Genomic DNA, 14,044 nt, shown 5'->3' on the forward strand with positions numbered 1-14,044 from the left:
CCCCCCGCCCCACCCCGCCACCCGACAAGTCCGCCCACCCCGAGCCCCCCACCCGTACACAAGGAGACCCAGCCCGTGTCCCGTTCCACCCTCGGACGGGGAGCCGTCGCCGCACTCTGCGCGGCGCTCCTCCCCGTCGTCCCGGCGGCCACCGCGTCGGCCGCGCCGAGACCCCCGGGCCCGCCCTCGGACGCGAAGCTCGCCCAGGCACCCGCGCGGCACGACCTGACCCGCGAGCAGTTCTACTTCGTCATGCCCGACCGGTTCGCCGACGGCGACCCGTCCAACAACCGCGGCGGGCTCACCGGTTCGCGCCTGGAGACCGGGTACGACCCCACGGACAAGGGCTTCTACCAGGGCGGCGACCTCAAGGGCCTGACCAACAGGCTCGACTACATCAAGGGCCTCGGCACCACCGCCATCTGGCTCGCCCCGATCTTCGAGAACCGCCCCGTCCAGGGCACCGGCAAGGACGCCTCGGCCGGCTACCACGGCTACTGGATCACCGACTTCACCCGGGTCGACCCGCACTTCGGGACCAACGCCGACCTGACGAAGCTGATCGACAAGGCCCACGCCAAGGGCATGAAGGTCTTCTTCGACGTCATCACCAACCACACCGCCGACACCGTCGACTACGCCGAGAAGGCGTACGGCTACCGGCCGAAGGGCGCCTACCCGTACCTGGACAAGGACGGCCGCCCGTTCGACGACAGCAAGGGCCTGGCGAAGGTCGACGCGGACTCGTTCCCGTACACGCCGGGCAACACCACGAACGACAAGGTCCCGGCCTGGCTCAACGACCCCACGATGTACCACAACCGGGGCGACTCGACCTTCGCCGGCGAGTCCGCCGAGTACGGCGACTTCTCCGGGCTGGACGATCTGTGGACCGAACGGCCCGAGGTCGTGACCGGCATGGCGAAGATCTACGAGAAGTGGGTCCGCGACTTCGACATCGACGGCTTCCGGATCGACACCGTCAAACACGTCGACCTGGACTTCTGGACCCAGTGGGCGACCGCCCTGGACACCTACGCGGCCGAGCACGGCCGCAAGGACTTCTTCATGTTCGGCGAGGTCTACTCCGCCGACACCGCCGTCACCTCCCCCTACGTCACCCGGGGCCGGCTCGACGCGACGCTCGACGTCCCGTTCCAGGAAGCGGCACGCCAGTACGCCTCCCAGGGCGCCCCGGCCTCGAAGCTCGCCGCCGTCTTCGGCGACGACTACCGCTACACCACCGACAAGGCCAACGCCTACGAGCAGGTGACCTTCCTCGGCAACCACGACATGGGGCGCATCGGCACCTTCCTGAAGCAGGACAACCCGAAGGCCGACGACGCGGAACTTCTCCGGCGCGCGGAACTCGCCAACGAGCTGATGTTCCTGGGCCGGGGCAACCCCGTCGTCTACTACGGTGACGAGCAGGGCTTCACCGGTGCGGGCGGCGACAAGGACGCCCGTCAGACCATGTTCGCCTCGAAGACCGCCGACTACCTCGACGACGACGAGCTGGGCACCGACCGCACCCACGCCACCGACGCGTACGACCCGAAGCACCCCCTGTACCGGAACATCGCCGCGCTCTCCGGACTCACCCGGAAGAACCCGGCCCTGCGCGACGGCATCCAGACCGAGCGCTACGCGGAAGGGTCCGTCCACGCGTTCTCCCGCACGGACACCCGGAAGCCGTACGAGTACCTCGTCGCCACCAACAACGGCACCGGGCCACGGACCGTCGAGCTGCCCACCGCGTCGGCCGGTATGAACTTCCGTACGCTGTACGGCGGTTCGGGTGTCGTCCGGAGCGGCTCCGGCAAGAAGGTCACCGTCACCGTCCCCGCGCTGTCCAGCCTCGTGCTGCGCGCCGAGAAGCCGATGGGGGCCCCGGCCACCAAGCCGGCCATCACGCTGAAGGCGCCCGCCGCCGGAGCCACCGGCACCGTCGAGATCTCCGCCGACGTCGACGGCGGCGGGCTGAACCGGGTCGTCTTCGCCGCGCAGACCGGCAACGGGAAGTGGACCACGCTCGGTTCCGCCGACCACGCCCCGTACAAGGTCACCCAGCACCTGGACGGCAAGGTGGCGGCCGGAACCCCACTGCGCTACAAGGCGGTCGTCGTCGACCGCACCGGACGCACCGCGAGCGCCCTCGCCGGGACCACCGCCGGACAGGCCCCGGCCGAGCCGAAGCCCGTGGCCGTCCAGCGCGACCACGCCGTCGTCCACTACAAGCGCGCGGACGGCGACTACACGGGCTGGACGCTCAAGTCCGGTGGCCGCACAGCGCAGTTCACCGGGCGCGACGCCTACGGGGCCTTCGCCTGGCTGAAGCTCGACGAGGGCGCCTCCACCGTCCCGTACACCGTCGAGAAGGACGGCACCGCCGACGGGCCGCAGCGCACCGTCGAACTCGCCAGGACCGGACAGGTCTGGATCGAGCAGGGCAGGGACGGCCAGGCCGACAAGGCCCCCGACGGCGCCTACCCGCCGCAGGACACCACCAAGGCCGTTCTGCACTACTACCGGCCCGACGGCGACTACGACGGCTGGGGGCTGCACACCTGGACCGGCGCCAAGGACCCCACCGACTGGGCCAGGCCGCTCCAGCCGGTGAAGAAGGACGCCTCCGGCGTCACCTTCGAGGTGCCCCTCACCGACGGCGCCACCTCGCTCAGCTACATCCTGCACAAGGGCGACGAGAAGGACCTCCCCAGCGACCAGTCGCTCGACCTCGCCACCTACGGGCACGAGGTCTGGATGCTCGGCGCGACCCCCGGCTACCTGCTGCCCCAGACCGGCGGCGTGCCCACCCCCGACCTCGCCAAGGCCGAGGCGCAGTGGATCGACGCCGACACCGTCGTATGGAAGGTGAAGGCCACCGGCGCCACCAGCCAGCAGCTCGTCCACTCGAAGGACGGCTCCATCTCCGTCGTCGACGGGGCGCTCTCCGACGAGGGGCAATGGCTGCGGCTCACCCCGTCCGCGCTGACCGACGTGCAGAAGGCGAAGTACCCGCACCTCAAGGACTACCCGGCGTTCACCGTCGACGCCCGGGACCGGGACAGGGTCCGTGAGGCGCTGCGCGGCCAGCTGATCGCCACCCAGCGTGCCGCCAACGGCGCCCTGCTCGCGGCCACCGGCGTACAGAGCGCGGGCGTGCTCGACGACCTGTACGGCAAGCACGCGGCCGGCGCCTCGCTCGGCCCGGTCTTCGACCGCCACGGCCGGCCCACCCTGTCCGTCTGGGCGCCCACCGCCCGTACCGTCGCCCTCGAACTCGACGGCCGCGGCGTCCCGATGCGGCGCGACGACCGCACCGGCGTCTGGTCCGTCACGGGCCCGAGGAGCTGGAAGGGCAAGCCCTACCGCTACACGGTGGACGTCTGGGCGCCCTCCGTCGGCAAGATGGTCACCAACAAGGTCACCGACCCCTACTCCACCGCCCTGACCACCGACTCCGCACGCAGCCTCGTCGTCGACCTCGACGACCCGGCCCTCGCGCCGAAGGGCTGGTCCGGGCTGCGGAAACCCGCTGCCGTACCGCTGCGCGACGCCCAGATCCAGGAGCTGCACATCCGCGACTTCTCGATCGCGGACCGCACCTCGAAGCACCCCGGCGAGTACCTCGCCTTCACCGACACCGGCTCCGACGGGATGAAGCACCTCAAGCGCCTCGCGGACTCCGGCACGAGCTACGTCCATCTGCTGCCCGCCTTCGACATCGGCACCATTCCCGAGAAGAAGTCCGCACAGCAGAAGCCGGCCTGCGACCTGTCCGTGTACGCCCCCGACTCCGAGGAACAGCAGGCCTGCGTGACGAAGGCCGCCGCGAAGGACGCCTTCAACTGGGGCTACGACCCGCTGCACTACACCGTCCCCGAGGGCTCGTACGCCTCCGACCCCGACGGCACCCGGCGCACCGTCGAATTCCGGCGGATGGTGCAGGGGCTCAACGGCGCGGGGCTGCGGACCGTCATGGACGTCGTCTACAACCACACCGTCGCCTCCGGTCAGGACGACAAGTCCGTACTCGACCGGATCGTGCCCGGCTACTACCAGCGGCTGCTGGACGACGGCACCGTCGCCACCTCCACCTGCTGCGCCAACACCGCCCCCGAGAACACCATGATGGGCAAGCTGGTCGTGGACTCGGTGGTCACCTGGGCCAAGGAGTACAAGGTCGACGGCTTCCGCTTCGACCTGATGGGCCACCACCCCAGGGCGAACATCCTCGCCGTCCGCAAGGCGCTCGACGCGCTGACCGTGGCGAAGGACGGCGTCGACGGGAAGAAGATCATCCTGTACGGGGAGGGCTGGAACTTCGGCGAGATCGCCGACGACGCCCGCTTCGTCCAGGCCACCCAGAAGAACATGGCCGGCACCGGTATCGCCACCTTCTCCGACCGGTCCCGCGACGCCGTACGAGGCGGCTCCCCGTTCGACGAGGACCCGGGCGTACAGGGCTTCGCCACCGGTCTCTACACCGACCCCAACGCCTCGGCTGCCAACGGCACGAAGGCCGAGCAGAAGGCCCGGCTGCTCCACTACCAGGACCTGATCAAGGTCGGCCTCACCGGCAACCTCGCCGACTACACCTTCACCGACTCCTCGGGCCGCACGGTCAAGGGCTCCGGCGTCGACTACAACGGCGCCCCCGCCGGATACGCCGCGGTCCCCGGCGACGCCCTCGCCTACGCGGACGCCCACGACAACGAATCGCTGTACGACGCGCTCGCCTTCAAGCTCCCGGCGGGCACCCCGGCGGCCGACCGGGCCCGCATGCAGGTCCTGGCGATGGCGACGGCCACCCTCTCGCAGGGGCCCTCGCTCTCCCAGGCGGGCACCGACCTGCTGCGCTCCAAGTCCCTGGACCGCAACTCGTACGACAGCGGCGACTGGTTCAACGCCCTGCACTGGGACTGCCGCGACGGCAACGGCTTCGGCCGCGGGCTGCCGCCGGCCGCCGACAACGAGCCCAAGTGGTCCTACGCGAAGCCGCTGCTGGCCGACGCCGCGATCGGCCCCGGCTGCGCGCAGATCGACGGCGCGTCCGCCGCGTACCGGGACCTGCTCACCATCCGCTCCACCGAGCGGGACTTCTCCCTCGCCACCGCGGGGCAGGTGCAGTCCGCCCTGTCCTTCCCGCTCTCCGGGAAGGACGAGACCGCGGGGGTGATCACCATGCGGCTCGGGAAGTTGGTGGTCGTCCTCAACGCGGCCCCCGGCACGGAGACCCAGACGGTCGCCGAACTGGCGGGGAAGAAGTACGCGCTGCATCCCGTCCAGGCTGCGGGCGCGGATCCTACTGTCAAGAAGTCCACGTATGACAGGAGTTCGGGAAGATTCACCGTCCCGGGACGCACGGTGGCAGTGTTCGCCCTGAGTTGAGCCCGGACAGGGCTAGGTTGGGAGGCAGCAGCCGTCGGGGAATGCCGCAGCACCGCACCCCCGGCGCGCCCTCCCACCTCCCGGCCGGTCCCGGCCCCTCTCCGGACGGCACAGGCGTCCCCGCATGCCTGTGCCGCACCGGAACAGGGTCCGGGACCGGCCGGTCCACCTGTTTCAGCGACGGTGACCATGGCGAGCAACATCCCCGAGGAGACAACGAGCTTTGTCGGACGGAAAGCCGAACTTGCCCGGCTCGAACACACCCTCGCCACGCATCGGCTGACCACGCTCACCGGCAGCGGTGGCGTCGGCAAGACCCGGCTCGCGGTCCGCGCCGCCCGGCAGGCGGCGGCCGGACACCGCGACGGCGCGTGGTGGGCCGACCTGTCACCGCTGCACGACGACGGACTGCTCATCGCGACCGTCTCCGACGCCGTCGGGCTCTCCGACCACACCCTGCGCATGCCCATCGACGCCCTGTGCGAATGGCTCGTCGACAAGGAAATGCTGCTGATCCTCGACTCGTGCGAGCATCTGCGCCCCGCCTGCGCCCACCTGCTCGGCGAGATCCTCACGACATCACCCGGCCTCACCGTGCTCGCCACCAGCCGCCAGCCCCTGAACATGAAGGGCGAACAGGTCGTCGAGGTGGACCCGCTGCCCGTCGACGGCGCGGCCGACGCGCTGACGCTGTTCCGGGACCGGGCATCCGTGGCCGCCCCGGAGCTGGCCCTCGACGAGCCGGGGAACGCGGAGGCCGCCGCCGAGATCTGCCGCCGCGTCGAAGGCATTCCGCTCGCCGTCGAACTCGCGGCCGGGGCCCTCGGCCGGGACACCGTCCAGCAGGTCGCCGCCCGGATCAGGACCTGCTTCGACGTGCCCGCCGACGCCTCGATCTGGCCGCCGCGCCACCGCACCCTGCGCACCGCCATCGGCTGGAGCCACGAGCTGTGCACCCCGCTGGAACGGCTGCTGTGGGCCCGGCTGACGGTCCTGCGCGGCGACTTCGACGAGGCCGCGGCCCGCGAGGTCTGCGCCGGGGGACCGCTCACCCCGGACGGTGTGACCAGGGCGCTGAAGGGCCTGGTGGCCAAGTCCGTCGTCGGCCGGGACGGCGTACGGCACCGCATGCTCGACACCATCCGCGAGTACGGACGGATGTGGCTCGCCGAACTCGGCGAGGAACGGGCCGCCGCCGACCGGCACGCCGCCTGCTTCCTCGGCCTGGCCCGCAACGCCCACGCCGGCTGGACCGGCGACGACCAGATCAGCTGGTACCACCGCATCGCCGAGGCACACGCCGACCTCTGCGCCGCCCTGGACCACCTGCTCGCCCACGACACCGCGGCCGCCCAGGAGATGGCCGGCCGGATCGGCTTCTTCTGGTGCTGCTGCGGCCATCTCCCGCAGACCCGCGAATACGCCCGGCGCGCCCTGGCCGCCGGACCGGCCGAGGGCCCCCACCGCACCCGCGCCCTGTGGGTGCTGGGCATCACCGTCATGCTCCAGGGCGACTACCCGGCCGCCCGCCGGGTGGGCCGCGAGTGCACCAGGGAAGCCGCGCGCGACGGCACCGACGAGGGCATCCTCGCCGCCGCCTATCTGTGCGGCCTCACCCATCTGATGACCGGCCGCCCCGAGGCGGGCCTGCGCGAGGTCGACCGGGTCCTGCGCTCGACCGGCACCGCCACCCCGCTCGAAAAGGCCTACCGGCTGCGCTGCCGGCTCATCACGGTCTTCGCCCTGACCGGCCTCGGACGGCTGGACGAGGCGGCGGAGGCGGCCTCGGTCCTGCGCGAGGTCTGCGTCGCCCAGGACGAGTGCTGGACCCGCAGCTACGTCGACTACCAGCTCGCCCTGATCGCCCTGCTGCAGGGCGACGCCGAGACCTCCGCCGCCCATGCCCGCTCGATGCTGGCGGGCAAGCACCGCATGCGCGACCGCTTCGGCATCGCGCTGGGCCTGGACATCCTGGCCGCGGCGATCGCCGCCCAGGGCGCGGGTGCCCGCGCGGCCCGGGTCTACGGCACCGGGCAGGTGTACTGGCGGATGGTCGGCCAGCCGCAACGCGGCACCCCCGAACTGGAACCGCTGCGCGCGGCATGCGAACGACAGGCCCGCGAGGCCGTCGGCGACGCCGCCTACCAGCGGGCCTTCGAACGGGGCCGGGCGGACAACGCGGAGGTCGGCCTGGCAGCCGCGCTCCAGGGCGAACTGCTCATGTAGGGCGCGGTCGGTGCCCCTTGCACGGAGATGTCGATCAGCGTAAGGGTGAGGTCCGACAACGGGCCGTCCCCGTCGGCCCCGCACCGAGGAGCGCATGATGCCGCAGATCACCGTCGACTACTCCGCCGAGCTCGACGACAGCTTCGACCGCCGCGGCTTCGCGCTCGCCCTGCACCCGCTGGTCGCCGAGACGGTCACCACGAAGATCGCCGCCTGCAAGACCCGCTTCCGGCGCGTCGAGGACTTCGTGGCCGGCGACGCGGCCGCCGGTGACGCGGTCCTGCACATATCGATCGCGATGCTGCCCGGCCGCAGCGAGGAGACCAAGGCCCGGCTGACCTCCTCCGTACTGGAGCTGGCCGCGGCGCACCTCGGGCCCGGACCCGACGTCACCGTTCACGCGTCGGCGGAGACCCGCGATCTGGACCCGTCCTACGACAAGCGCTGAGCCGCGCCGCCGCTACGGCAGCCGCTGCGGGGGAACGGCCGGTACGGCGGGCGCCAGCGCGGAGAGGCGGTTCAGCAGCTCCCCGAAGGGGCCGTCCGCCGGCTCCTGGCCGAGCACCCGCAGCACGATGCCCGCCATCTCCGTGTCGTACGCGGCGCTCACCGCGGCCAGCGCGGCGAAGTCGTGCACCAGCTGCACCTGCAGCTCCTCGCGCGGAATCCGCCGCCCGTCCAGCCAGATCAGCGCCGTCGACTCGGCCAGCGACACCCAGGAACGCACCACCAGCTCCAGCCGGGCCGGCGGATCCTCCACCCCCAGGTGGGACAGGATCTGTTCGCAGGCGGCCTGCCGCACCCCGTCTATCATCGCGTTCGCCGTCGAGGACCCCGCCGCGGGGCCGCCCCGCATCAGCGCCGAGAACCCCGGGCCGTGTTCTTCGACGAAGTCGAAGAACCGCCCCATCACCCTCAGCAGCCTGGTGCCGAGCGGACCTTCGCGGGGCTCCACGAACCGGGCCGCCAGTTCGTCGGCGGCCCGTCGCAGCGCGGCCTCGTACAGGCTCTGCTTCCCCGGGAAGTAGTGGTAGACCAACGGCCGCGAGATCCCGGCGGCGGCCGCGATCTCGTCGATCGACACCTCGTCCGGGGCGCGGTGACTGAACAACTCCAGCGCGACACCGATCAATTGCTGTCTGCGCTCCTCGACGCCCATCCTGCGCCGCACCCCGGTCGTCATGGTGGACAGCGTACCGAGTGGGACGGCGGGGCAGGGGTGGCGGGCGGCCCCGACCTCGCCGCCCCGGCGGTCCTACAGATCCAGCACCAGCCGCTCGCCCCGGCACCGGGACACACAGATCAGCATCGAGTCGTTCCGCTCCGAGTCCGTCAGGAGCTCGTCGCGGTGGTCGATCTCGCCCTCCAGGACGCGCTGTTGGCATGTCCCGCAGAAGCCCTGCTCGCAGGAGTACGAGACGTACGGCACCTCCTCGCGGACCGCCGCCAGCACCGACCGGTCCGCCGCCACCCGGACCGTGCGGCCGGAGCGGCGCAGCTCGACCTCGAAGGGGCCGGAACCGGCCGACGAGGCGGCCCCCGCCGTGAAGCGCTCCAGATGCAGGGTGCGGCCGGGCGGCAGGGCGGCGGTGACCGCGTCCATCAGGGGTTCGGGGCCGCAGCAGTAGACGGCCGTGCCCTCCGCGGTCTCCGCCAGGGCCGCCGCGGCGTCCGGGTGGCCCGCCTCGTCCTCGGCGACCACCGTCACCCGGCCGCCCTCCGCGCCCAGCTTCTCGATCTCGTCCAGGAACGGCATCGAGGCGCGGGTCCGTCCGCCGTACAGCAGCCGCCAGTCGGCGCCCGAGGCGGCGACGGACCGCAGCATCGGCAGGATCGGGGTGATGCCGATGCCGCCCGCGACGAACAGGTACGCGGGGGCGCCGACGAGCGGGAAGCGGTTGCGCGGGTCGCGGATCTCCACCTCCTCGCCCTCGTGGAGCTGCGCGTGGACCTCCCGGGAGCCGCCCCGGCCGTCCTCGACCAGCCGCGTCGCGATGGTGTACGTGTCGGGGTCGGCCGGGTCGCCGCACAGCGAGTACTGCCGGACCAGACCGGAGGGGAGCAGAAGATCGAGGTGCGCGCCGGGCTGCCACGGCGGCAGGGCGGAGCCTTCGAGGCGGAGCTGTACGACGCCCTCGGCCGGGATGGTCCGCTCGGTGATCAGCAGCCGGCGGGTGGCCGTGGTCCGTCGCTCGGAGTGGCCCGAGACCGGTTCCTCCAGGGCCGGCAGCGGCCACAGCGGGGAGTTCTGGATCCGGCGGTGCAGGGCGCGCTTGGCCAGCAGCGCGGCGCCCGCGACCAGGACGACGGTGCGCAGGCGGGGCAGGGGGAGCGGCATGGTCAGCTGGTTCCCGTCATACGGGCCTCGGCGGCGGTGGCCGCGGGCGAGTGGGCGAGATAGTCGATGGCCTGGGCCGTGCTGCCCTCCTGCGAGGGGTGGTAGTCCCGGCTCAGATAGCGGGGGACCGAACGCAGCAGATCACCGGTGGCGGGCAGGGTGCCGCGCCTGCCGCTGACGTAGAAGTCCTTGAACGAGCCCTTGCCGTTCAGCAGGCTCGGGTCGTTCTCCATGAAGAAGCGGATGCCGCGCTGCCAGAGGAAGACCAGCGCGCTGAACGCCGTGGCCCAGGTGCGGGCCCGGCGCGGGTAGCCGCCGTCGACATGCATGAACACCTCGAACGCGACCGAGCGGTGCTCGACCTCCTCCGCGCCGTGCCAGCGCAGCAGGTCCAGCATCATCGGATCGGCGCCGCGCCGGTCCAGCTCGTCGGCGTTGAGCACCCAGTCGCCCAGAAAGGCGGTGTAGTGCTCGATCGCCGCGATCAGCGCCACCCGCTCCATCAGCCACCACTTGCGCGCCCGGCCCGGCGGCAGCGTCCGGTCACCGAGCAGCTTCTCGAAGAACCAGTCGACCTGCGCGGTGTACGGCGTCGGGTCGAGACCGAGCTCCTTCAGGCGGGGCAGGACGTCGTCGTGCGCCTGGGAGTGCACGGCCTCCTGGCCGATGAAGCCGATGACGTCCTGGCGCAGCTGCTCGTCGTGGATGTACGGCAGCACCTGCCGGTACACGTGGATGAACCAGCGTTCCCCGGCGGGCAGCAGGAGGTGGAGCACATTGATGGTGTGCGTGGTGAACGGGTCGCCCGGCACCCAGTGCAGGGGAGTCTTCTCCCAGGCGAAGGAGACCTTGCGGGCCTTGAGAGGCGTCCGCTCCGAGGCGACCGGCGCCGGCTGCGTGTTAGACATATTGTCAATGTACTGAGAGGTAAGCCGCCGGAACAGAGGCCTGCGGCGAATTCCTGACGCCCGGGAGAACGGGCCGTCAGCGCAGCGCGCCAGCCCGACTGCCGTCCATCAGCGTCCCGTTCAGCCGCGCGCGGTCGCCCGCCCGGGCCGGCGCGGCGAGCAGCCGGCCGTCCGAGCGCGCCGCGACTCCGCCCGACGCGGTCAGCGAGGCGAACTGGGAACTGCCCGCCGCCAGTACGTACCAGCGGCCGCCCTGCGACTTCCACAGCACCCCGGCCAGCACCCGGGAGTCGCGCGCCCCGCAGGCCGGGGAGTCCTCGGCCCTGGCCGCGACCGCCCCGGGCGGCCCGCCCGTCGCGGCGGCCGGTGCCGACGGGGCCTGGAACTGGGCGAGGACCCGGCTGCCGGTACCCCGCCAGGTCTCCGCCCGGGTGCAGAGCCAGCGCGCGGAGCCGTTGCCCTCGGGCAGCGACTGCACGGCGTACTGCCAGGAGTTCACCGACCGCACCCCGTACGAGCGCACCGCGGGCAGCAGACAGGCGGTCCGCGCCCAGCTGTCCCGCTCGGCCCGCCCGGTGACATCGTGCGGCGCGGACGGCGGGCCCGAGGTGAGCCGGGCCGGGGCCAGTTCGCCGAGGTCCGCCATCAGCCGGGCCGACCGGCCGTCGCGGACCTCGATCGCCTCCCAGGCGCGGCAGCCGCGGGCCGTCGCCGGACTGGTCAGCGCGGCGGTCACCCCGTCGGGGCCGCGCCGCAGCGGGCGCGGCGCGGCGCCCGGTGCCAGCAGGTCCCGCACCGAAACCGCCGTCACCCAGGGCGCGGTGAGGTAGCGGATCCGGTCGCCCGCACGGGCCACGATCAGCGCCACGGCCGATGCCCGGTCCGCGCCGTCGACCCGGGCGAAGTCCAGCGCGACGCCCTCGTCCCGGCCGGCCTCCAGCGGCTCCGCGTACCGCACGACGCGCAGCCCGTCGTGGAACAGCACCACCGCCACCCGGTCCGCCTCCCCCGCGTACAGCAGTTGCGGCGCCCCCATCGGAGGCCCGACGGGGGTGTCCGGGGTCGCCGAGGAGCGCACCGTGTCGTCCGGGTGCGCCCAGACGGTGAGCGCCCGGCGCAGCAGCCCGGTGTCCCCGGCGCGGTTGCCACGGGTGGGCCAGGCGGTGAAGTCGGTACGCGTCGAGCGCCGCCAGAACGTCGCGGACACCCGGCTCACCCTGCCCGGATCCAGGGCCTGTCCGGCGACGGCGGCCCGGGTGTGCTGCGCCCCGGACGGAGCGCCGCGCCCCCAGCCCTCGCCCGGCAGCCCCAGCAGCGCCCCGCACACCAGCAGCGCGGCGACCGCCGTCAGCGCCGCCTTCGCATGCCGGCGGCGGCGCAGCAGATCCGGCGGCCGGGCCTGGAGTGAACAGGGGTCGAACTCGGGGGAGTAGAGGAGCGCGCGCGGCACCGGGACGCCCGCCGCCTGGGCGAGCGCCGCGTACGGGTCCGCGACCCCGGCGTCCGCGAGCACCCGCCGGGCCTCCGCGTCGGCCAGCCCCTCCAGGCCGCGCAGGGCGTGGGCGGCGCGGCCGGGACCGGAGAGCGCCGACAGGGCGTTCTCCAGGGCGAGTCCGTCCGAGCCACCGGAGTGCGGGAACAGCCGCAGCCCCCACACGAGCGGCAGGAGCGACGGCAGCCGGGCGCGCCCGGACCCGGGGCGCGGGCGGCCCGCCGCCAGGGCCGCACGCAGCACCCGGCGCCGGGCGTGCGCGTACGACGGATCCACCGCCGCCGCACCATTGGGCCCGCGCGGCGCCGGGATGCCGCCCCCGGCCCCCGCCCGGCGCCCGGACAGCAGGCACCGCTGGGCCAGCGCGTGCGCCTTCAGTACCCGGCGGTGGCTGCCGAGCGACGGCGGCAGCACGAGATAGCCGAGCCGGACCAGTCGGGGATAGTGCTCGACGAGCGCGGCCCCGGCCTGCTCCCCGTCGGCCGGGGCGGCTGCGGAAGGTACTTCTGGCAGTGGACGCACGTTCAGCAGAACGAGCGAATCGTGCGATGGTCACCCCGGCCCGTCCGCGCGGGGCACGGCGACCGTGCCCGCCGTCCGTCGGCTGGAACCGTGCGTCATACCCGTGCGGGCACGGCCGGAGGGCACCTCCGCGGCCCCGATTCAAGACAATTCGACATCTCTCGGCAGGTAGAGCAGCATGGCTAAGCGGGAGGTGTACAGATCGCTGGCCCCCAGCAAAGACGGCGCGGCCAGTCGACGGGCGCCGGGTAGACCGACTCCTACGCGATCACAAGCCATGAGCTCATATGATCTCGTTTTCTCGCCGCCTACCAGGCCCAGGCCGTTCGTGAGCATCTCTCTTCTCGGCGGTTTCGACATCGTCGTCGGCGACGAACCAGTGACCGTCCCAGTCGGCTCGAAGCGACTACTGGCGTTTATCGCGCTACAATATCGCGCTGCTGTTCCCCGAACTCTGGTCGCCGGGAGTCTCTGGCCCGAAGCGACCGAGCAGGGCGCGAACACGAATCTGCGGTCGGCACTGTCACGTCTCCAGGACCTCGGGAAGCAGGCGCTGAACATCTGCCCCGCCGAGGTGCGTCTCGCGCGGGAGGCCGAAGTCGACCTGTTCCGGGCTCGGTCGTTGGCCCAGCGCATCATCGATTCCCATGTCCCGGCCGAGGAGCCCGACCTCAACGCGGCGGCTGTCGACCAGCTGTCCGCAGATCTGCTGCCCGGCTGGTACGACGAGTGGATGCTGCCGGAGGCGGAGCAATGGCGGCAGCTTCGGCTCCATGCCCTTGAGGCACTGACGGAAGCCTTCATCGACACGAAGGAGTTCGCCTGGGCCGTGACGGCCGCCCATGCGGCTGTCCAGGCGGACCCGCTGCGGGAGAGCAGTCAGGCTTCGCTGATCCGCGCCCACCTGGCGGAGGACAACCGGTCCGAGGCGTTGTCCGACTTCGAACGTTACGAGCAGCAGCTCAGTGACGAGCTGGGACTCCGCCCCACACCGCGGCTGCGCCGGCTGGTGTCCGAACTTCAGCGGTCGCGCCCCGGTGGCGGATCCCCGTAGCTGCCCCGTAGCGCGGAGTTGGCGAACCCGCCACTGTCGTCCAGTGGCGGGTTCGCGTTACCGAGTTCGGTCGGTTTGGCGTGGTCAGCACGCGACAGAGGTCACGTCTG

Annotated in this window: 8 protein-coding genes; 4 read left to right on the forward strand and 4 right to left on the reverse strand. The window is 72.4% G+C overall.

The genetic code is table 11. From position 1 onward, the window contains the following. The first annotated feature begins 75 nt into the window (after positions 1–75). The 3 genes from pulA to EES42_RS11665 all read left to right on the forward strand — a co-directional run bounded on the left by pulA (position 76) and on the right by EES42_RS11665 (position 8,068). Positions 76–5,394 carry a pullulanase-type alpha-1,6-glucosidase gene (pulA, locus tag EES42_RS11655; protein WP_124718053.1) on the forward strand — a complete coding sequence of 1,773 codons (5,319 nt, stop codon included), beginning with the start codon at positions 76–78 and terminating at the stop codon, positions 5,392–5,394. A gap of 189 nt (positions 5,395–5,583) precedes the next feature. Beyond that, complete coding sequence (locus tag EES42_RS11660) at positions 5,584–7,620, forward strand: ATP-binding protein (protein ID WP_124718054.1); 2,037 nt, start codon at positions 5,584–5,586, stop codon at positions 7,618–7,620. Between the two features lie 97 nt (positions 7,621–7,717). Continuing rightward, entirely contained in the window at positions 7,718–8,068 is a 351-nt protein-coding gene (locus tag EES42_RS11665; RefSeq protein ID WP_124718511.1) for a 5-carboxymethyl-2-hydroxymuconate Delta-isomerase, read from the forward strand. 12 nt (positions 8,069–8,080) lie between these two features. Here the strand turns inward: EES42_RS11665 and EES42_RS11670 are convergent, their stop codons facing one another. From EES42_RS11670 to EES42_RS11685, 4 genes are all read right to left on the reverse strand, one after another. After that, a complete protein-coding gene (locus EES42_RS11670) occupies positions 8,081–8,803 on the reverse strand; it encodes a TetR/AcrR family transcriptional regulator (protein ID WP_124718055.1) in 723 nt (240 codons plus the stop codon). A 72-nt stretch (positions 8,804–8,875) separates the two neighbouring features. After that, positions 8,876–9,958, reverse strand: coding sequence for a PDR/VanB family oxidoreductase (locus EES42_RS11675; RefSeq protein ID WP_124718056.1), 1,083 nt, complete (start codon positions 9,956–9,958; stop codon positions 8,876–8,878). 2 nt (positions 9,959–9,960) lie between these two features. Beyond that, positions 9,961–10,866: a metal-dependent hydrolase gene (locus tag EES42_RS11680; RefSeq protein WP_124718057.1), complete on the reverse strand. Its 906-nt coding sequence runs from the start codon at positions 10,864–10,866 to the stop codon at positions 9,961–9,963. 76 nt (positions 10,867–10,942) lie between these two features. Beyond that, positions 10,943–12,880 carry a hypothetical protein gene (locus EES42_RS11685; protein WP_124718058.1) on the reverse strand — a complete coding sequence of 646 codons (1,938 nt, stop codon included), beginning with the start codon at positions 12,878–12,880 and terminating at the stop codon, positions 10,943–10,945. A gap of 328 nt (positions 12,881–13,208) precedes the next feature. Here EES42_RS11685 and EES42_RS11690 point away from each other — a divergent pair, with 328 nt between their 5' ends. Beyond that, a complete protein-coding gene (locus tag EES42_RS11690) occupies positions 13,209–13,934 on the forward strand; it encodes an AfsR/SARP family transcriptional regulator (RefSeq protein WP_241196360.1) in 726 nt (241 codons plus the stop codon). Positions 13,935–14,044 lie beyond the last annotated feature (110 nt).

The sequence above is a fragment of the Streptomyces sp. ADI95-17 genome (assembly GCF_003846175.1).
GTDB lineage: Bacteria > Actinomycetota > Actinomycetes > Streptomycetales > Streptomycetaceae > Streptomyces > Streptomyces sanglieri.